We start from the raw sequence: 21339 nt of genomic DNA on the forward strand, positions 1-21339 counted from the left end.
TCTCCTGGTCGTGGTCGTCTGGTCGTGGTTCGTCGGGACCGCGGACGTGGTCGAAGCCGCCGGGTGGCAGCAGGTCAGCCGGCGCTGCCGCCGAGGACCCGGCGCACCCGCGGGATCGCCGCCGGGGCCTGCCAGGACGCCGGCTCCGGTAGTCGGCGGGCCAGTTCGGCGAGGACGGGGTGCTCGAAGATCAGGTCGAGCGGGACGTCCGTGCCGGTGCGTGCGGAGAGCCTGGAGGCGACCCGGGTGGCGAGGAGGGAGTGGCCGCCGAGGTCGAAGAAGTCGTCCTCGGCGCCGACCTCGGGGACGCCGAGCAGCTCGCGCCAGATGTCGGCGACCAGCTGTTCGGACGGCGTCTGCGGTGAACGGCCGCTCCGCCTGAGGGAGTTGGGGTCCATGGCCGGGAGTGCGCCGCGGTCGATCTTGCCGTTGGGGAGGAGGGGGAACTCGGGCAGCTCGACGAAGTTGCCCGGGACCATGAACTGGGGAAGCCAGGTACGCGCGTGGGCGGCTATGGCCGCTCGGTCCAGCTCGGCGCCGGCCGGCACGAGGTAGGCGGCGAGGCCGAGGACGCCGGAGGCATCCTCGCGGGCCACCACCACCGCGCCCGCGACATCGGGGTGACGGCGCAGCACCTCCTCCACCTCGCCGAGTTCGACCCGGTGGCCACGCACCTTCACCTGACCGTCGGCCCGGCCCAGGTAGTCCAACTTGCCGTCCGGACGCCAGCGGACGAGGTCGCCCGTGCGGTAGAGCCGGCCACCGTCGGACGCGGGCAGATACCGCTCCGCCGTCAGGCCCGGACGGCCGAGGTAGCCCCGGGTCACACCCGCGCCAGAGAGGTACAACTCCCCCACCGCGCCCAGCGGGACCGGCCGCAGAGCAGCGTCCAGCACCAGCGCCGAGGTGCCGTCGACCGGCACGCCGATCGGGGTGCGAGCATCGGCCGGGTCCGTCGCCGTCCAGGTCGAGTAGGTCGTGTCCTCGCTGGGGCCGTAGAGGTTGTTGACCTTCTCGACGCCCGGGAGTGCGTACAAGTCCCTTACCAGGCCCGGCGCCAGGGCCTCACCCGCCAGGTTCACCCACCGCACGCTGGTCGGCATCGCACCCGCCAGCACCAGCTCACGCGCGGCCGACGGCACGGTGTTCACCAGCGTCAGCCCCGCGTAGCGGGAAGGGTCCGTGACCAGGTCCAGCACCCCGGTCGGCGCCAGCACCGCGCACCCGCCCACCGTCAGCGGCGCGAAGATCTCGAACACCGACAGGTCGAAGGAGACCGAGGTCGCCGCCAGAGTCCCGGCCAGGATCTCCGCCGGGAACACCCGACCGGCCCACGACAGCATCGCCGCCACCTGACGGTGCTCGATCACCACACCCTTCGGCCGACCCGTCGAACCCGACGTGTAAATCACGTACGCCACATCGTCGATCGAACCCACCCGCCCGGGCCGCGAAGCACCCGCCGGCGAAAGCTCGTCCAGCGAACGCAGCACCACCGAGGCACCGGAGTCCGCCACCATGAACGCCACCCGCTCGTCCGGGTAGCCGGGATCCACCGGCACATAACCCGCACCGGACTTCAGCACACCCAGCAGCGCCACGATCAGATCGGACGTCCGGGGCAGGCACACGCACACCAGGTCCCCGGCACCGACACCCTGCTGCCGCAAGGCATTCGCGACCCGGTTCGCCCGCGCCTCCAACTCGCCGTACGTCAGCTCACCGTCAACGGCGCGCACCGCCACCGCACCCGGTGAACGATCCACCTGCGCCTCCACCAACTCCTGCACGCGGCAGCCGCGTTCGGGAGTCGTCGACGCCGTGGTCCAGCCCTGGCGGCGTGCCGTCTCCACCTCGCCCGCCACGTCCAGCTCGGCCAGCGGCGTTCCCGGGCGAGCGGCCAGGGCCTCGATCACGACCGTCAGGCGGTCCGCGATCAGCTGGGCGGTGGACGGCTCGAACAGGTCGGTGTTGAAGACCAGGTGCCCGGTGATCCGGCCGTCCCGCTCCTCCGCCTGGACCACCAGGTCGTACGGCGTGGTGCGGATCGGCATCGGCGCGGGCTCCATCCGCAGGCCCGACAGTTCGTAGCGCGGCGGTGTGCCGTTGACCGCGAGCAGCACCTGGAACAGCGGGCTGCGGCTCCGGTCGCGCGGCGGGCGGACGGCCCGGATCAGCTCCTCGAACGGGATCCGCTGGTGCTCCCGGATTCCGTCGACGGCCTCGCGCGCCGCGCCGAGGGCGTCGGCCAGCGTGCCGTCCGGGGCCAGCGTCAGGCGCAGCGGCACGGTGTCGACCAGGTAGCCGACCACGTCCGCGGTGGCGGGGTGGTCGCGGCCGGCGGCCGGGGTGCCGATGGTCACGGTCGACTGGCCCGCCGCCTTGGCCAGCACGACGGCCAGGGCCGTCGCCAGGACGGTGAAGGCGGTCGTCCCGCCGGCCCGGCACGCGGCTGAAAGGGCGTCGTCGGGCAGCGCCAGAGCAACCCCGGCGCCGTCGTAGGTCTGCTTCGCCGGGCGCGGCCGGTCGGTGGGCAGGTCGAGCGCCGGCGCGCCGGCCAACTGCCCGCGCCAGAAGTCGAGTTCGGCCGGGGCCTCGGCCCGCTGCCAGTCGGCGACGTCCGCGTACTGAACAGCCGGGAGGACGGTGGGCGAGGCCGGTTCGCTGCCGTACAGCGCGGCGATCTCGCGCAGCAGGAGGTCCAGCGACCAGCCGTCGGCGATGACGTGATGCAGGCTCATCACCAGGACGTGGTGTTGCCGCTCAGTACGCACCAGCGTCACGTGCCACAGCGGCCCGGAGGTGGGATCGAAGGCCCGCCGGCTCTCCGCCTCGATCACCGAGCGCCAGTCGGCGGTGTCGACGCTGGTGAGCGGGACCTCCACGGTGGGCGAGACCACCTGGCGCACCTCGCCGTCCACCTCGCGCAGCGACGTCCGCAGCACCTCGTGGCGGCGGGCGAGCTGTTCGAGGGCCGCACGGAACGCCTCCGCGTCCAGGTCGCCGTCGATGTGGACGGCGCCGCGCACGTGATAGGCGAGGTTCGCCCCCGCGTCCAGGCGGCACAGGACCCACAGGCGTTCCTGACCGAGGGAGGCCGGGAGAACAAAGGTGCCGTCGGGGCCCGGGATGCGCGGGACGACCGGGATGGCCTCGCGCTTTCCGCCGGAGACCGGGAGGTGGTCGGCGAGATCGGCAAGGACGGGGTGCTCGAAGACCAGGTGCAGCGGGACGTGGACGTCCAGGGCCTCGCCGAGGCGGTGGGTGAGGCGGGTGGCGAGCAGGGAGTGGCCGCCGAGCTCGAAGAAGTCGTCCTCCGCACTGACCTCCGGGACGCCGAGCAGCTCGCGCCAGATCTCGGCGACCAGCTGTTCGGACGGCGTCTGCGGCGAACGGCCGCTCTGCCGAACGAAGTTGGGGTCCATGGCCGGGAGTGCGCCGCGGTCGATCTTGCCGTTGGGGAGAAGCGGGAACTCGGCCAGCTCCACGAACGCACCCGGCACCATGAACTGCGGAAGCCGGCCACGGACGAACGCCGCAAGCGCAGCAGGGTCGAAGCCCTCGTCGCTGAGCACTACGTAGGCGACCAGACCGAGGACGCCGGAGGCATCCTCGCGGGCCACCACCACCGCGCCCGCGACGTCGGGGTGACGGCGCAGCACCTCCTCCACCTCGCCGAGTTCGACGCGGTGGCCACGCACCTTCACCTGGCCGTCGGCCCGGCCGAGGTAGTCGAGCTTGCCGTCCGGACGCCACCGCACCAGATCACCCGTGCGGTAGAGCCGGCCACCGCCGGACGCGGGCAGATACCGCTCCGCCGTCAGGCCCGGACGACCCAGATAACCCCGGGTCACACCCGCACCCGACAGGTACAACTCCCCCACCGCACCCAGCGGCACCGGCCGCAGACCGGCGTCCAGCACCAACGCCGACGTACCGTCCACCGGCACACCGATCGGCGTCCGCACATCGGCCGGATCCGTCGCCGTCCACGTCGAATACGTCGTGTCCTCGCTCGGACCGTAGAGATTGTTGACCTTCTCCACACCCGACAGCAGATACAAGTCCCGCACCAGACCGGGCGCCAGAGCCTCACCCGCCAGGTTCACCCACCGCACGCTGGTCGGCATCGCACCCGCCAGCACCAGCTCACGCGCCGCCGACGGCACCGTGTTCACCAGCGTGACCCCCGCGTACCGCGACGGATCCGTCACCAGATCCAACACCCCGGTCGGCGCCAGCACCACACACCCACCCACCGTCAACGGCGCGAAGATCTCGAACACCGACAGGTCGAAGGAGACCGAGGTCGCCGCCAGAGTGCCCGCCAGCACCTCCGCCGGGAACACCCGCCCCGCCCACGACAGCATCGCCGCCACCTGACGGTGCTCGATCACCACACCCTTCGGCCGACCCGTCGAACCCGACGTGTAAATCACATACGCGACGTCGTCGATCGAGCCCACCCGCCCGGGCCGCGAAGCACCCGCCGGCGAAAGCTCGTCCAGCGAACGCAGCACCACCGAGGCACCGGAGTCCGCCACCATGAACGCCACCCGCTCGTCCGGGTAGCCGGGATCCACCGGCACATAACCAGCGCCGGACTTCAGCACACCCAGCAGCGCCACGATCAGGTCGGAGGTCCGGGGCAGGCACACGCACACCAGATCCCCGGCACCGACACCCTGCGCCCGCAGCGCGTTCGCCACCCGGTTCGCCCGCGCCTCCAGCTCCCCGTACGTCAGCTCACCGTCAACGGCACGCACCGCCACCGCACCCGGCGAACGATCGACCTGCGCCTCCACCAACTCCTGCACGCACAACGGCGATCCGGCCACGTCGGGCGCAGTCGCCAGCGCCTCGCGCCGCGCCGCCTCCACCGCGCCGGCCACGTCCAGTTCGGTGACCGACAGGTCGGGGCAGTCGGCCAGTGCGGCCACGGCGGCGGCCAGCCGTTCGGGGAACAGTTCGGCGGTGGAAACGGAATACAGGTCGGTGTTGTAGGTGAGGTGGCCGGTGATGGCGGCCTCCCCGCGCTCCAGGTGCAGCGAGATCTCGAACTGGGTCTCTGCAGGCGGGAGTTCGAGCCGGTCGACGCGCAGGCCGGGGAGGTCCAGCGCGCGGGCCGGGGTCTCGTTGACGGCCAGCATGACCTGGAAGAGCGGGCTGCGCCCCTGGCCGTGCGAGGCGGTCCGCGCGGTTCGGACGATCTCCTCGAACGGCGTCCCGGCGTGCCGGTGCGCCGTCATGAGGGCTTGGTGGGTGTCGCGCAGAGCAGTGCCGAGGGTGGCGGCGGGGTCCAGCGAGCAGCGCAGCGGGAGGGTGTTGGTGAAGAAGCCGAGGAGCGCTGCGGTGTCCGGGTGGGTGCGTCCGCTGGTCGGGATGCCGATGGTCAGGTCGCGGTTGCCGGAGACGGCGCTCAGGACGAGCGTGACGGCGGTCGCGACGACTGCGAAGGCGGTGGTGCCGGTGGTCCGGGCGAGCCGGTCGACGGTGTCGGCGGGCAGGATGACGGGCACAGCAGCGCCGTGGTGGGTCGTGCGGGCGGAGCGGGGGCGGTCGGTCGGGAGGTCGAGGTCCCGGGCCCCGGCGAGGTGTTCGCGCCAGTGGGCGAGCCCGGCGTCGTCCGGGGGTGCGGTGTTCTCCCACGTGGTGAAGTCGCCGTACTGGAGGGCGGGCAGCGCGCGGCCGGACGGGTCCTGGTACTCGGCGGCGATCTCGCGCAGCAGGAGGTCCAGCGACCAGCCGTCGGCGATGGCGTGGTGGAGAGAGAGCAGGAGGAGGTGTTCGCCGGCGGCGCGGCGCACGATGCGGGCGCGGAAGAGCGGTCCTTCGGCGAGTTCCACGGTGGAGTGGCGCCACTGGTCGAGCAGTTCGGCCTCGGTCTGATCCGGGGTGTCCGGCTCCACCGTCGGGTCCCACTGCCAGGTGGGGTGCACGACCTGGACGATGTCGCCGCTCTCCTCGCGCAGGGTGGTGCGCAGGATCTCGTGCCGCCCGGCGACCGAGCGGACGGCCTCCGCCATCCGTTCGGCGTCGAGCGGGCCGGTGATCCGGGCGCCGCCGTTGAGCAGGTAGGCGAGGTTGGCGCTCGGGTCCAGGGAACAGAGCAGCCAGAGGCGCTTCTGGCCGGACGACGCGGGGAAGACGAGGGTGCCGTCGGGGCCCGGGATCCGGGGGACGACCGGGATGGCCTCGCGCTTTCCGCCGGAGACCGGGAGGTGGTCGGCGAGATCGGCGAGGACGGGGTGCTCGAAGACCAGGTGCAGCGGGACGTGGGCGTCCAGGGCCTCGCCGAGGCGGTGGGTGAGGCGGGTGGCGAGGAGGGAGTGGCCGCCGAGCTCGAAGAAGTCGTCCTCGGCACCGACCTCGGGAACACCCAGCAGCTCGCGCCAGATGTCGGCGATCAAGTTCTCGGACGGCGTCTGCGGTGAACGGCCGTTCTGCCGAACGGAGTTGAGGTCCACGACCGGGAGCGCGCCGCGGTCGATCTTGCCGTTGGGGAGAAGCGGGAACTCGGCCAGCTCGACGAACGCACCCGGCACCATGAACTGCGGCAGCCGGCCACGGACGAACGCCGCGAGCGCCCCAGAGGCGAACTCCGCACCGCCGAGGACGACATAGGCGACCAGACCGAGTGAACCGGAGGCGTCCTCACGGGCCACCACCACCGCGCCCGCGACGTCGGGGTGACGGCGCAGCACCTCCTCCACCTCGCCGAGTTCGACGCGGTGGCCGCGCACCTTCACCTGACCATCGGCGCGGCCCAGGTAGTCGAGCTTGCCGTCCGGACGCCACCGCACCAGGTCACCCGTGCGGTAGAGCCGGCCACCGCCGGACGCGGGCAGATACCGCTCCGCCGTCAGGCCCGGACGCCCCAGATAACCCCGGGTCACACCCGCACCCGACAGGTACAGCTCCCCCACCGCACCCAGCGGTACCGGCCGCAGAGCCGCATCGAGCACCAGCGCCGACGTACCGTCCACCGGCACACCGATCGGCGTCCGCGCATCGGCCGGGTCCGTCACCGTCCACGTCGAATACGTCGTGTCCTCGCTGGGGCCGTAGAGGTTGTTGACCTTCTCGACGCCCGGGAGTGCGTACAAGTCCCTTACCAGGCCCGGCGCCAGGGCCTCACCGGCCAGGTTCACCCACCGCACCGACGCCGGCATCGCACCCGCCAGAGCCAGCTCACGCGCGGCCGACGGCACGGTGTTCACCAGCGTCAGCCCCGCGTAGCGGGAAGGGTCCGTGACCAGGTCCAGCACCCCGGTCGGCGCCAGCACCACACACCCACCCACCGTCAACGGCGCGAAGATCTCGAACACCGACAGATCGAACGACACCGACGTCGCCGCCAAAGTCCCGGCCAGCACCTCCGCCGGGAACACCCGCCCCGCCCACGACAGCATCGCCGCCACCTGCCGGTGCTCGATCACCACACCCTTCGGCCGACCCGTCGAACCCGACGTGTAAATCACGTACGCGACGTCATCAACCGAACCGGCAACCGAGGGCCGGTCTGCTACGGGCGCATCAGGAACTTCAAGAACATCCGCCAGAGACCGAATGACCAGTGCCGCATCCGCGTCCTCCACCATGAACGCCACCCGCTCATCGGGGTAGCCAGGGTCCACCGGCACGTAACCCGCACCGGACTTCAACACGCCCAGCAGCGCCACCACCAGGTCGGAGGTCCGCGGCAGACACACCCCCACCAGATCCCCGGGGCCAACTCCCCGCGCCCGCAACGCATTCGCCACCCGGTTCGCCCGCGCCTCCAACTCGCCGTACGTCAGCTCACCGTCAACGGCACGCACCGCCACCGCACCCGGCGAACGATCGACCTGCGCCTCCACCAACTCCTGTACACACAGCGGCAGTTCACCCACCGCAGGCGCGACGGCCCACGCCTCGCGCCGCGCCGCCTCCACCGCGCCGGCCACGTCCAGCTCGGCGAGCGGCGCGTCCGGCCGCGTCACCACTGCCGCCAGGGCGGTGCCGAATCGCGCCGCGAGCAGCTCGGCGGTGTCGGGCTCGAAGAGGTCGGTGTCGTAGCCGAGGAAGCCGGTGATGGCGTCCTCGCCCTGCCAGAGGTAGAGCTCCAGGTCGTTGCGCGCCGTTCCGGGCGCGGTGACCAGGGGGTGCAGGGGCAGGTCGCCGAGGCGGAGTTCGGGGAGTTGCGGCTGGAGCACGAACAGTACGTCGAACAGCGAGCCGCCGCCCTGCCCGACCTGTTCCGCGACGGTTTCGAACGGCACGTGGGAGCGCCTGTAGGCGTCGAGGCAGGTGTCGCGGACGGCGCGCAGGACGTCGCGGGCGGTGTGCGCGGCGGAGGTGTCGGTGCGCAGCGCGAGCATCGTGGCGAGCGGGCCGACGGCGCCGGGGGCGCGGTGGCGTTCGCGGGTCGCGATGGGTGAGCCGACGGTGATGTCGTGCTGTCCGGCGGTGCGGGCGAGGGTGAGGTGCAGTGCCGCGAGCAGGACCATGAACGGCGTGGCGTGCTCGGCCTCGGCGAGGCGCCGGACTTCGCGCAGCTGGTCCGCGTCGACGCTCAGGCCGACGTGGGCGGAGCGGAAGCGGCGGGCGGCGGGGCGGGGCCGGTCGGTGGGCAGGGAGAGCGGTTGGGCGCCGGCCAGGCGTTCGCGCCAGGCGGCCAGGTCGGCCGGGTCGGCGGTGGCGGGGACGGCGGGCAGCGGGGTGGCGGGGCCCGGCTGGTGGCCGGTGTAGAGGGCGTCGAGTTCAGCGAGGGCGACGCCGAGGGACCAGCCGTCGGCAACGATGTGGTGGGCGAGCAGCTGGAGTCGGGCCGTGCCGTCGGGCAGTTGCCAGAGGGCGGTGCGCCAGAGCGGACCGGTGGCGAGGTCCATGGGGGTGGCGGCGCGGGTGTCGGCCTGGGCGCGGGCGGTGCGGCGGGCGGTGGCCGGGTCGTCCGGGGTGAGGTCGACGACGGTCAGGTCGGGGCGGGCCTCGGTGGCGACGGTGGCGCGGTCGACGGCCGGGAAGGTGGTGCGCAGGGCGGCGTGGCGGCGGGCGAGTTCGGTGAGGGCTGCGGCGAGCCGGTCGGGGTCGACGGTGCCGGCGATCTCGGCGTCGAAGCGGAGGACGTTGGCGGCGGTGCCGGGGTGGATCTCCTCGAAGAGGCGCAGTCCGTGCCGGATCGGGCCGATCTCCGTCCCGGTGTCCGCTTCGGCCGGGAGGGCCCGCCACTTGGCGAGCAGGGTGCGGCCGAGGTCGGCGGGAATCCGGGAGCTGTCGGACACGGTCGGGGCCTCCGTCTCGTCACCATGGCGGGCGGGCGTGCGAAGCATTCGCGGCGTGCGGTTCGTTCAAGGGGGGCTGTGAGGGTCAGCTACCGGCGAGCAGGGCCTTCGCCCGGTCGACGGCGTCGGCGGGTCGCATCCCGCCCTCGGTCCAGCGTTCGTTCAGCCGGGCGGTCAGTTCGCGGGGGGTCTGCGCGAGCAGGACGTCCTCGACGGGCACGGGCAGGGTGAGCGCGTCCTCGGCGACGGCCGCGATCTCGGCGGCGCGCAGCGAGTCGCCGCCCATCGCGGTGAGGGCGTCGTCGGGGCCGCAGTCGGAGACCTGGCAGACGGCGGCGAAGACGGAGGAGAAGAAGGCGGTGAGCGCGCCGGCCTCTTCCGCGCCGATGGCGGCCCGGTCGGGGGTGACGGTGCGGCCGGCGAGTTCGCCGGCGAGGTGGCGGGTGCGGGCGAGGCCGTGCTGGATCTTGCCGCTGGTGGTGCGCGGGATGGTGCGCGGCGGGCAGAGCACGACGGTGTGCACGCGGGCGCCGGTGGCGGCCAGGACGCGGGCGCGGAGGTCGGCGGCGAGGCGCTCGGGGTCGTGGTCGTGTCCGGCGACCTCGACGGCGAGGACGATCTCGTCGTCGGCGCCGTGGAAGGCGGCGGCGGTGGGCCGGACGGCGGGGTTGTCGCGGACGGCGGCGGCGCACAGGTCGTGGGCGTGGTGGTTGACGCCGTTCTGGATGAGCACCTCTTTGCGGCGGCCGGTGACGGTGAGCCGGCCGTCGCGGAGTCGGCCGAGGTCGCCGGTGCGCAGGTGGCGGGTGCCGTCGAGGTGGCCGTAGCCGTCGGTCGGGGTGCCGGTCTGCCAGGTGTCCCAGTAGCCGTCGCTGATGCTCGGTCCGGCGAGCCAGATTTCGCCCTCGGCGCCGTCGGGCACGGCCGTGCCGGTGTCGGGGTCGACCAGGGCGAGCCGGTGGCCGTCGACGACCGGCCCGCAGTCGACCCGGCCGTCCGCGTCGGTGTCGTCGTGTCCGGTCCAGTGGCGGCCGGTGACGATGAGGGTGGCCTCCGCGAGTCCGTAGCAGGGCAGGAAGGACTCGGGGCGGAAGCCGTACGGGGCGAACCGTTCGGCGAAGCCGGTGATCGTCGCGGGGCGGATGGGCTCGGCGCCGTTGAAGGCGAGCCGCCAGGTGCCGAGGTCGAGGCCGGTGAGGTCGGCGCGGTCGGCGCGGCGGACACAGAGGTCGTAGGCGAAATTCGGTCCGCCGGTGTGGGTGATGCCGAGTTCGCTGATCTGCCGGAGCCAGCCGATCGGGTCCTTGAGGAAATGCACGGGCGACATCAGGCGTACCGGGAATCCGCCGTGGATCGGGGTGAGAATGAATCCGATGAGCCCCATGTCGTGATAGGGCGGAAGCCAGGAGACCACCCGCGCGGTTTCGTCCAGACGGAAAACCTCGGTAATGGACCGAATGTTGGCCAGGATATTCCGGTGGCGCAGTACGACGCCTTTCGGCTTTCCGGTGCTGCCCGAGGTGTACTGGATGAGCGCGACGTCCTCGGGGTCCGGCGCGTCGGCCAGCAGGCGCTCGGGGTCGGCTGGGCCGGCGCCGGTGGCGTCGTCGAGGGTGACCACCGGGGGCAGGTCCTCGGGGCGCAGTCCGGCGGTGAGCAGGCCGAGCACGGCGGGGTCGGCGAGCAGGGTGGTGGCCCGGGAGTCCTCGAGGATGCGGGCGAAGCGGGCGGTGATCCGCTCGGTGGAGCCGAAGATCGGCGGGTAGGCGGGCACCGCGGGGACGCCGGCCAGGAAGCAGGCCCACAGCGCGGTGACGAAGTCCAGGCCGGGCGGGAAGAGCAGCAGCGCGGGGCCACCGCGTCCGTCCGCGCCGCGCAGCAGCGGGGCGAGGGCCGCGGCCCGGTCGAGCAGCTCGCGGTAGCCGATGGTGTCGACCCGGCCGTCGTCGTGCAGGTACTCGTAGGCCTGCCGGCCGCCGAGGGCGAGGGCCTGCTCGACGAGCGTGTGGACGAGCGTGGGGCGGGCGGGGATCGACATCGGCGAGCTCTCCATTTCCCTGGTCCGGCCGGTCGTTCGGCATTCCGGTGGGTACGGCTGCGGGCTGCACCGGCGGCCAAGAGAAATTAAAGATGTTCGGTCTCTCAGCCAGGTCTCACTTCCTTATCCGCCGCCTCTCACGCCGAACGGTTGTCATTGACGGGCCCTGCGGCATAAATGGTAGGTATTGAGGGCCGCGCGGTGGCCGGGCCGGATTCGACGGTCCGGCGGAGTGCCGCCGGCGCTTTTCCGCGGCCGGTTTCCGGGCCGTACCGTTCCGGGCCCCGCCGGCCCGAAGCATGCCGGTCCGAAGCCCGCCGTTCTCACGGCCCGCCGTTTCTTCGAAGTTCTCCGAGTTCCGCCGTCCCCGAGGGAGGTACGGGTGCGCCCGGTCCGACCAAGTTCCAGCTGGTTCACGTCGTTCGGCGCGCCGGCCGATCCGGAGTGCGAAGTGGTGTGCTTCCCGCATGCCGGCGGGGCGTCGGCGCTGTTCCGGAACTGGCAGCGGCACACGGCGGCGCTGGCCGTCACGGCCGCGCGCCTGCCGGGCCGGGAGGGGCGGCTCGGGGAGCCGCCGCTGCGGGAGATGTCGGCGCTGGTCGACGGCGCGGTGGCGGGCCTGCGGGCGCCGCGCACCGGGCGGCGGTACGCGCTGTACGGGCACAGCATGGGCGCCCTGGTGGCGTTCGAGCTGGTGCGGCGGGTGCGAGAGCTCGGGCTGCCGCTGCCGGTGGCGCTGTTCGTCTCGGGCCGGGACGCCCCGCAGTACGGCGACGCGGAGCAGGTGCACCGGCTGCCGGACGGCGAGCTGCTCGACCGGCTGCGGGAGTGGGACGGCATGGAGTCCCAGGAGCTGCCGCAGTACGACGAGTTGGTGCGGCTGATGCTGCCGACGATCCGGGCGGACCTGACGCTGGCTGAGACGTACCGGTATGTGCCGGGGCCGCCGTTGCCGGTGCCGATCCGGGTGTTGCGCGGCTCGCACGATCCGCTGGTGCGGCCGGGGAACGCCGGCTGGGACCGGCAGTCCTCGGTGGACTGCGCGGTGCGGGAGTTCACCGGCGGTCATTTCTTCGTGCAGGACCACGAGAGGAGCGTCGTGGAGTTCGTGGAGACCTCGCTCGCCGGGTTGCCGGCGCGGGAGCCGGCCAGGAAGGGGAGCGGGGCGCGATGAGCAGTTCGTCCTATGTCGGCGGCGTCGGCGGCGGGGAGGCCCGCGACTACGGCGACCACTTCGTGCTGCCGGCCGCGCCCGCCCAGCGGAGTCTGTGGTTCGTGTGCCAGCTCGATCCGTCGAGCAACGCCGCGTACAACGTGTGCAGTGCGGTGCGGCTGGTCGGTGAGCTGGATGTGGTGCTGCTCCAGCGGGCCGTCAACGCGGTGGTGGCGCGGCACGAGAGCCTGCGCACCGGTGTCGGTCTGGTCGACGGGGATCCGCGCCAGGTGGTGCTGCCGGAGGCGCTGGTGCCGCTGCCGGTGGTGGACTGCTCGGGGCTGCCGGAGGACGGGGCGCGGGCCCGGGTGACGGTCCTGGCCCGGGAGCAGGCGGCGATGCCGTTCGCGCTGGACGCCCCGCCGCTGCTGCGCCTGGTGCTGGTGAAGGAGTCGGAGCGCCGGCACACGCTGCTGGTGACGATTCATCACCTGGTGTGCGACAGCTGGTCGATGGACGTGTTCTACGCCGACCTCGCCGCCGCCTACCGCGGTCTGTGTGCGGGCGGCGACGCCGGTCTGGTCGAGCCGCCGGTGCAGTACGCGGACTATGTCGGCTGGCTGGAGCGGCAGTTGACCGGGGAGCGGATGGAGAGTCTGCTCGAGTACTGGCGCACCGCGCTGGCCGGGACGGCCCCGCTGGAGCTGCCCGTGGACCGTCCGCGCGAGCAGCGCGGCGGTGCCGGCGGCCGGTTGGAGGAGCGGCTGGACGCGGCGACGGTGGCCGGTCTGGAGGGGCTGGCGAAGGATTCCGGCGGGACGCTGTTCATGACCCTGCTGACCGGGTTCATGGCCGCGCTGTCCCGGGTGACCGGTCAGGAGGACGTCGCGGTGGGCACGCCGGTCGCGGGCCGTCACCACCCGGATGCCGAGCAGCTGGTCGGTTTCTTCGCCAACACGCTGGTGCTGCGCGCCCGCCTGGCGCCGCACCAGGGGTTCGCGCGGGCCGCCGAGGTGGTCCGGGACGCCTGTGTCGGCGCGTTCTCGCACGACCGGATGCCGTTCGACCGGCTGGTGCAGGAGGTGCGGCGGGCGGGTGCGCTCGACCGCAACCCGCTGTTCGACGTGATGTTCTCGATGCCGGGCCCGCCCGCGCCGGGCGCCGAACTGGCGGGCCTGACCATGACGCAGGTCGAACTGCCCGTCACCGCCGCGAAGTTCGACCTGTGGCTGACGGTGCTGCCGGACGGCGACGGGCTGCGCCTGCAGCTCGACTACGACCGGGGCCTGTACGACGAGCCGACCGCGGCCGGTGTCCTGGAGCTGTACCGCCGGATCCTGCTGGAGGCGCCGGCCGCGCCGGGCACCCCGGTCGGCGCGCTGCCGGCCGGCCCGTCCGGCGGCCCGGGGTCGGTCCCGACCGCCGCGCCCGCCGATGGCTGTACGGTCCCGCAGCTGCTGGACGTCCGGGGCGCGGACGACGTGGTGCTGTCCTCGGCGGACGCCGTGCTCACCCTGGGCGAGCTGCGCGAGTGGTCGGCCGCGCTGGCCCGGCGGCTGCGCGCCGAGGGGATCGCCGGGCCGGGCGTGCGGGTGACGACGCCGCCGGTGCCGTCGGCGGGGCTGCTCGCCGTCGTCCTCGCGGTGTTCGAGGTGGGCGCGTCGGTCGGGTACGGCCAGCGGCACGACCGGGCGGGCGCGTTCGTCCGGCGGGCCGAGGACGAGCCGGGCGGCTGGCTGATCACCACCGGCCCGCGCTTCGACCCGGCCACCCCCGCCGTCCCGGGCCCCGACGACCCGGCGTGGCAGCCCGCCGACGGCGGCCCCGCGCTGACCCACCGGGCGCTGGTCGCCGGGCTGACGGCCGTCGCCGAACGGCTCGGGGTGACCGCGGACGACGACGTCCTGCTGCTCGACGGCGGCACGCCGCCCTCCCCCGTGCACCTGCTGATGCCGCTGGTGCACGCGCGGAGCCTGATGCTGTCCGGGCTCGACCCGGCACCGGCCGGGCCGCCCTCGGCCTTCGTCCTGGCCGACCCGCCGACCTGGCGCCGGGCGCTCACCGACGGCTGGGCGCCGCCCGCCGGGACCAGGCTGGTGTGCGTGGGCGAGGTCCTCGAGCCCGACCTGGTCGACATGCTCGCCCGCACCGGCCTCCCGGTGGTGCTGGGCCGCCCCGCCCCCGCGCCGCTGGCCGTCCCGCCCGCGCTGGCGCCGCTGGACGCGTGGCGCGGCAGGCGCCTCGGGCCGCCGCTGCCGGGCACCGCCCACCTGCTGCTGGACGCCCTGGGCGGGCCGGTGCCGGACGGCGTGGTCGGCGAACTGCACCTGGCCACCGCCGCCGGGCCCGGGGTGCCGGTCGGGCTGCGCTGCCGGCGGACCCGGGACGGCGCGCTGGAGGTGGTCGGCCCGGGCGCCGGGTGGCTTTCGGTCGGCGACCGGGGGGTCCGCGCGGCGGAGGTCGAGCAGGCGCTGCGGGCCGTGCCGGGCGTGCGGGACGCGGCGGTCACCACCGACGCCGACCGCCGCCTGATCGCCTGGCTGGTCCCGGACCCGACCGTCCCCGCGGGCACCGAGCGCGAGCGCGACGCGTTCGCGGCCATGGTGCGCGCCCGCGCCGGAACAGCTCTGCCCGGGTCCGCCGCGCGGGCCGTGCTGGGCGTCCTGGACGCGCTGCCGACGGCCCCCGACGGCACGCCGGACCGCGGCGCGCTGCCGCCGCCGCCCGCACAGGTGCCGAGCGGACCCGTCGAGAAGACCCCGCCGCGCAACGGGGAGGAGCGCCGCACCCTGGCGATCTTCCAGGAGGTGCTGGGCCGGCCCGCGGTCGGCGTGCACGACGACTTCTTCGGCCTCGGCGGGTACTCGCTGCTCGCCGCGAAGCTGCTGAGCCGGGTGCGCGCCGAGTTCGGCATCCAGGTGCCGGTGCGCGACTTCTTCCGCCGCCCGACCCCGGCCGGGCTGGCCGAGGCCCTGGCGGAGCTGGAACGCGCCCGCGACCGGCGGCCCACCTCGGACCAGGCGGTGCTGGCCCAGCTGGCCGACATGTCCGACGAGGAGATCGACCAGCTCCTGCGCCACCTGAACTGAACCACCTCATACCGGAACCACCACCGGAACCCACCACCACGAGGAGCCAGCGATGGGAATCGACGACGCCGACACGGTCTTCCAGGTCGTCACCAACGAACAGGACCAGTACTCGATCTGGTTCGCCGACCGCGCCCTGCCCGCGGGCTGGGCCACCACCGGGACGACCGGGACCAAGCAGGAGTGCCTCAAGCACATCGAGCGGGTCTGGACGGACATGCGGCCGCGGTCGGTCCGCGAACGCTCCGCCTGACCACCGCCGGCAGCGCCACCGACCGGTCACCGACAGCGCCACCGACACCGAGGACGGGAGTCCCCCCACATGAGCACACACGACGGCACCGCCGCCCTGACGCCCGATGAGAAGCGCGCGGTCCTGGCCGGCCTGCTCGACGGCTCGGCCAACGCCTTCACCAGCAACCTGACCCTGGAGCAGCGCCGGCTGTGGCTGCTCGTCCAGCTCGACGAGAAGCGCCCCTGGCAGACCAGTGACGCCGTCCGGCTCACCGGCCGGACCGACCCGGCGGTGCTCCAGCAGGCGCTCGCGGCCGCCGTCCAGCACCACGCGGTGCTGCGCACCACCTTCCGCACGGTGGACGGCAACCCGCTGGCGACCGTCAAGCCGGTGGCCTCGCTGCGCCTGCCGGTGGTCGAGCTCGACCCGGAGCGGCTCGACGAGGAGCTGGCCCGGGTCGCGGCCGCCGAGAGCCGCCGCCGCTTCGACCTGGCGCAGGGCCCGCTGGTGCGGGCCAGCCTGCTGCGGCTCGGCGCCGAGGACCACGTCCTGCTGCTGACCGTCCACCAGCTGGTCGCCGACCGCCCGTCGGTGCGCCGGCTCACCGACGAGGTGCTGACCCGGTACGCGGCGCTGCTGGACGGCGCCGACGCTCCGGCCACCGCCGCCGCCGTCGACCTGCCCGCCGTGTTCGCGGCCCAGCGTGCCTGGCTGGAGAGCGACGACGCCGAGAAGGACATCGAGTTCTGGCGGGCCCGGACGGCCGCGCTGACCACGCTGGAGCTGCCCACCGACCGGCCGCGCCCGCCGGTGAAGACCATCGAGGCCGACGCGGTGTCGGTGCCGGTGCCGGCCGCCCTGCACACCGTGCTGGGCGACTTCGCCGCCACGACCGGCACCACCCTGCCGGAGCTGCTGCTCAGCGGGTACGTGACGGCGCTCGCCCGGCACGCCCAGCAGCAGGACTTCGCCGTCGGTGTGCCGGTGCCGCCGGCCTGGCAGGACAGTGACGGCGGCCTGGTCGGGCCGCTGGAGAACACCCTGCCGCTGCGTTTCGAGCTGGAGGCCGGCGAGTCGCTGACCGGCCTGCTGCGCCGGTCCGAGTCGGTGCTGGCGGAGGCGCTGGTGCACGCCCGGCTGCCGTTCGAGCAGATCGTCGAGGCGGCCCGGCCGACCCGCGACCTGAGCCACACCCCGCTGTTCCAGGTGCTGTTCGGCTTCGAGGAGCAGTGGGCTTCGCGCGAGCTGCCCGGCGCGGTGGCCCGCCCGCTCGACCTGCCGACCACCTGGACGCCGCACGACATCGACCTGTACGCGGTGCGCAGGGACGGCGAGTTGACGCTGCGCGCGCAGTTCAACACCGCGCTGTTCGACCGCGACACCGTCACCCGGCTGCTGGAGCGCACCCTGCTGCTCCTGGAGTCGGCGCTCGCCGAGCCCGACCGCCCGCTCGCGGACTTCCCGCTGCTGAGCCGGGAGGAGCGCGACCACCTGGCCGCCTGGAACGCCACCCGCACCGAGCACGACGCCCCGCAGCTGCTGCACGAGCTGGTCGAGCAGGCCGCCGCCGCCCGCCCGGACGCGGTCGCGCTCACCTCCAGCACGGCGGAACTCTCCTACGCCTCGCTGGACCTGCGCGCCGAGGCGCTGGCCGCCGAGCTCACCGCGCAGGGCGTCGGGGTGGAGACCCCGGTCGGTGTGCTCGCCGACCGCTCGGTGCACACCATGGTCGCCCTGCTGGGCGTGCTGAAGGCCGGCGCCGCGTACGTCCCGCTCGACCCGTCGTACCCGGCGGACCGGATCGCGACCATCGCCACGGACGCCGGGATCGGCCTGGTCACCGGTGACGCGGAGGCGCTCGCCGCGCTGGCGGCGAAGGTGCCCGCGCTGCGCACGCTGCCCGTCCCGACCGCCGACCCGGCGGGCCCGGTCACCCGGCCCGCCGTGCGCCCGGCCCCCGACAGCCTGGCGTACGTCATCTACACCTCGGGCTCCACGGGCCGCCCCAAGGGCGTGGCCGTCGAGCACCGGCAGATCGTGCACTCCACCCTGGCCCGCTCCGCCTGCGAGGGCCCCGGCCTGCCCGAGCGCTACCTGGTGCTCGCGCCGTTCACCTTCGACGCCTCCGGCGGCGGCCTGTACTGGACGCTGCGCCGCGGCGGGACGGTCGTGGTGCCGAACGAGGCCGAGGTGCTCGACCCGCGGCTGCTCGGCGCGCTGATCCAGGACAAGCAGGTCACCCACGTCGACGGCGTGCCCTCGCAGTACTCGGTGCTGCTGGAGTCCGCGCCGGAGGCGTTCGCGTCGGTGCGCACCACCGTGCTGGCCGGCGAGGTGCTGCCGCCCGGACTGGTCGGGGAGCACTTCCGCCGCTCGCCCGGTGTCGCGCTGTTCAACGAGTACGGCCCGACCGAGGCGACCGTCTGGGCGTCGGTGCACCCGGTGACCGCGAAGGACGGCGAGAGCGGCCGGGTGCCGATCGGCCGGCCCATCCCGAACACCCGGATCCACCTGCTGGACAAGCGCCTCAACCCGGTGCCGCCCGGCGTGCCCGGCGAGCTGTGGATCGGCGGCGACGGCGTGGTGCGCGGCTACGTCAACCGCCCCGGCATGACGGCGGCGGCCTTCCTGCCCGACCCGTTCTCCGAGCAGCCCGGCGCCCGCCTGTACCGCACCGGTGACCTCGCCCGTTACCGGGCGGACGGCACCATCGAGTTCCTCGGCCGGGCCGACACCCAGGTGAAGATCCGCGGCTTCCGGATCGAGCTCTCCGAGATCGAGAACGTCCTGCTGCGCCACCCGCTGGTCGCCGAGACCGCGGTGATCGCGCGGGAGGACCAGCCGGGCGTGCCGCGGCTGGTGGCGTACGCGGTGCCCGTGGTCGGCCGGGTGCTGACCAAGGAGGCGCTGGTCAAGCACGTGCTGGCGCAGGTGCCGGACTACATGGTGCCGAGCGCGTTCGTCACGCTGGAGAAGATGCCGCTCACCCGCAACGGCAAGATCGACACCGCCGCGCTGCCCGCGCCGGACCTCGGCACCGAGGACTTCGTCGAGCCGGGCAGCGAGCTCGAGGCGGAGATCGCCGAGACGTTCTGCGCGCTGCTCGGACTGTCCCAGATCAGCGCCACCGCGGACTTCTTCGAGCTCGGCGGCAACTCGCTGCTGGTGGCGCGGCTGACCGCGCAGCTGTCCCGCGAGCACGACGTGACCCTGCCGGTCGAGCAGATCTTCCGGGTGCCCACCGTGGCCGGCATCGCGCAGGCCATCGAGGAGGACCGCCGCCAGCGCGACAACATCGACAGCGAGGTGCTGTACGCGCAGCAGCTCGCCGAGCTGCACGCGGAGATCACGCTGCCCGAGGAGATCGCCCCCGGCGACCTCCCGCACGCGGAGTGGTTCGCGCCCCGGCACGTCCTGGTCACCGGTGCCACCGGCTACCTGGGCGCGTTCCTCGCCGTGGAGCTGATCCTGCGCACCGAGGCCACCGTGCACTGCCTGATCCGCGCCGAGAACGAGGACGCGGCGTGGGAGCGGATGGAGCAGACCCTGCGCACCTACTCCGCGTGGGACGAGTCCTACCGTTCCCGGATGCGGATGGTCGTCGGTGACCTCGCCAAGCCCCGGCTCGGCCTGGACCAGCACGAGTTCGCGGCCTACGCGGGCCTGCTCGACGCGATCTACCACAGCGGCGCGGTGGTCAACTTCACCTACCCGTACGAGGCGGCGCGTCCGGCCAACGTCGAGGGCACCAAGGAGGTGCTGCGGCTCGCCACCACCACGACGCTCAAGTCCGTCCACTTCGTCTCCAGCGTGGACGTGTTCATGGGCACCGGCGCCGAGCGTCCGTTCACCGAGGAGGACCTGGACGGCCGGCCGATCCGCATCCCGACCGGCTACCCGCGCAGCAAGTGGCTCGCCGAGAAGATCGTCTACCTGGCGCGCGACCGCGGCATCCCGGTCACCGTCCAGCGCCCGTGGATGATCACCGGCCACACCCAGACCGGCGCCTCGCACCACACCGACTACCTGTACGTGTACCTGCGGGGCTTCCTCGACCTGGGCGTCCTGCCGCTCTACAACGACGTCATCAACGCCGTGCCCGTGGACTTCACCGCGCAGGCCATCGTCTACACCTCGCTGCGGGCGGAGAACTTCGGCAAGAACTTCAACATCACCAACCCGGCGCCCACCACCATGACCCAGTGCTACCAGTGGCTGCGGTCCTTCGGCTACGACCTCAACGTCGTCGACGAGGAGGACGCCCGCCAGCGGGCGCTGGGCGTCGACGAGGACCACATCCTGTTCCCGATGACGCCGCTGCTGCGGGTCGCCTCGATGCGGCACGCCGCACTCGACCCGGAGCTGCAGAAGCAGATCAACCCGCAGGACGAGTGCCGGGTGCTGACCGAGGCGCTGGAGGGCTCCGGCATCGCCTGCCCGCCGGTCAACGAGGAGTGGGCGCACGACTGCTTCCGCTTCCTGGTCGAGGGCGGCTACCTGCCCGCGCCCGAGGACGTGGTGGTGCCGCCGGCGAGTGAGCGCCCGTGATCCGCCGCCTGGACATCGCTCCGGCCGACGGCGCGGCGCTCGCCACGCTCAGCCGGTCCGTGCTGCACGAGTACGGGTCCAGCACCGCTCCGGCCCTGCTCGACGACCTGCCCGCGCTGGCGCAGCAGTTGCCGTCGCGGCTGGTCCGGGAGCTGCGGGCGTTCCGGACCGCCGAGTCGGCGTCGGCGCTGGTGGTGCGCGGGCTCAAGGTGGACAACACCTCGATCGGCCCGACGCCGCTGGACTGGCGCGAGACGGAGCGGCCGGCCGCGGTCGCCGCGCACGAGGTGTTCCTGGTGCTCGCCACCGCGCACCTCGGCGACATCTTCGGCTGGTCGACCCTGCAGGACGGCCGCCTGGTCCACGACGTGCTGCCGATCCCGCAGCACGAGAAGGACCAGAGCGGGCACGGGACGGTGGAGCTGGCCTGGCACACCGAGGACGGCTTCCACCCGTACCGCTGCGACTACCTGCTGCTGCTCGGACTGCGCAACCACGACGCGGTGCCGACCGTGGTGTCCGGGATCGAGGACGTGGAGCTGACGCCGCGCCACCGCGCGGTGCTGGCCGAACGGCGGTTCCTCATCCGCCCGGACACCGAGCACCTCAAGTACGCGCGGTCGCTCACCGAGAGCACCGGGCGGCTCCACCCGATCCAGCGGATGGAGGAGGACCCGGAGCCGTGCGCCGTGCTGTTCGGCGACCCGGACCGCCCGTACCTGCGGGTGGACCCGGCGTTCATGTCGCCGGTGCCGGGCGACCGGGAGGCGGCGGCGGCGCTCACCGCGCTGACCGGCGAACTGGAACGGCACCTGGTCGGGGTCGCGCTGGGCGCCGGGGACCTGCTGGTGGTCGACAACTACCGGGCGGTGCACGGGCGCAGCGCGTTCGAGGCGCGCTTCGACGGCACCGACCGGTGGCTGAAGAAGGCAGTCGTCACGCGGGACCTCCGCAAGTCCCGCGACCACCGGAACGCTCCCGAGGAGCGCATCCTGCGGTGACGGCGGCCCGAC

7 protein-coding genes are annotated in these 21339 nt (G+C 73.6%); 5 read left to right on the forward strand and 2 right to left on the reverse strand.

The window, feature by feature from the left end:
* Window positions 1-74: 74 nt before the first annotated feature.
* Together ACGFWJ_RS32585 and ACGFWJ_RS32590 are read right to left on the reverse strand one after the other, a co-directional pair.
* The gene (locus tag ACGFWJ_RS32585) at window positions 75-9263 is read right to left on the reverse strand and encodes an amino acid adenylation domain-containing protein (protein ID WP_392955865.1); all 9189 of its coding nucleotides are present in this window, start codon (window positions 9261-9263) and stop codon (window positions 75-77) included.
* Between the two features lie 85 nt (window positions 9264-9348).
* Window positions 9349-11301, reverse strand: a complete 1953-nt coding sequence (locus tag ACGFWJ_RS32590) for an AMP-binding protein (RefSeq protein WP_392955867.1) — start codon at window positions 11299-11301, stop codon at window positions 9349-9351.
* A gap of 454 nt (window positions 11302-11755) precedes the next feature.
* On the opposite strand from ACGFWJ_RS32590, the gene ACGFWJ_RS32595 reads away from it, so the two are divergent.
* The 5 genes from ACGFWJ_RS32595 (at window position 11756) to gntD (ending at window position 21327) form a co-directional block, all read left to right on the forward strand.
* Window positions 11756-12475: a thioesterase II family protein gene (locus tag ACGFWJ_RS32595; protein ID WP_392955869.1), complete on the forward strand. Its 720-nt coding sequence runs from the start codon at window positions 11756-11758 to the stop codon at window positions 12473-12475.
* On the forward strand, window positions 12472-15543 hold the full coding sequence (locus ACGFWJ_RS32600; protein WP_392955871.1) for a condensation domain-containing protein: 3072 nt from the start codon (window positions 12472-12474) through the stop codon (window positions 15541-15543). Before ACGFWJ_RS32595 ends, ACGFWJ_RS32600 begins: the two co-directional genes overlap by 4 nt.
* A 52-nt stretch (window positions 15544-15595) precedes the next feature.
* A complete protein-coding gene (locus ACGFWJ_RS32605; protein ID WP_387649134.1) occupies window positions 15596-15796 on the forward strand; it encodes an MbtH family protein in 201 nt (66 codons plus the stop codon).
* A 69-nt stretch (window positions 15797-15865) separates the two neighbouring features.
* A complete protein-coding gene (locus ACGFWJ_RS32610; RefSeq protein ID WP_392955873.1) occupies window positions 15866-20326 on the forward strand; it encodes an amino acid adenylation domain-containing protein in 4461 nt (1486 codons plus the stop codon).
* Entirely contained in the window at window positions 20323-21327 is a 1005-nt protein-coding gene (gntD, locus tag ACGFWJ_RS32615; protein ID WP_392955875.1) for a guanitoxin biosynthesis L-enduracididine beta-hydroxylase GntD, read from the forward strand. Before ACGFWJ_RS32610 ends, gntD begins: the two co-directional genes overlap by 4 nt.
* The last annotated feature ends 12 nt before the right edge of the window (window positions 21328-21339 follow it).

This window comes from Kitasatospora sp. NPDC048407 (assembly GCF_043200475.1).
GTDB lineage: Bacteria > Actinomycetota > Actinomycetes > Streptomycetales > Streptomycetaceae > Kitasatospora.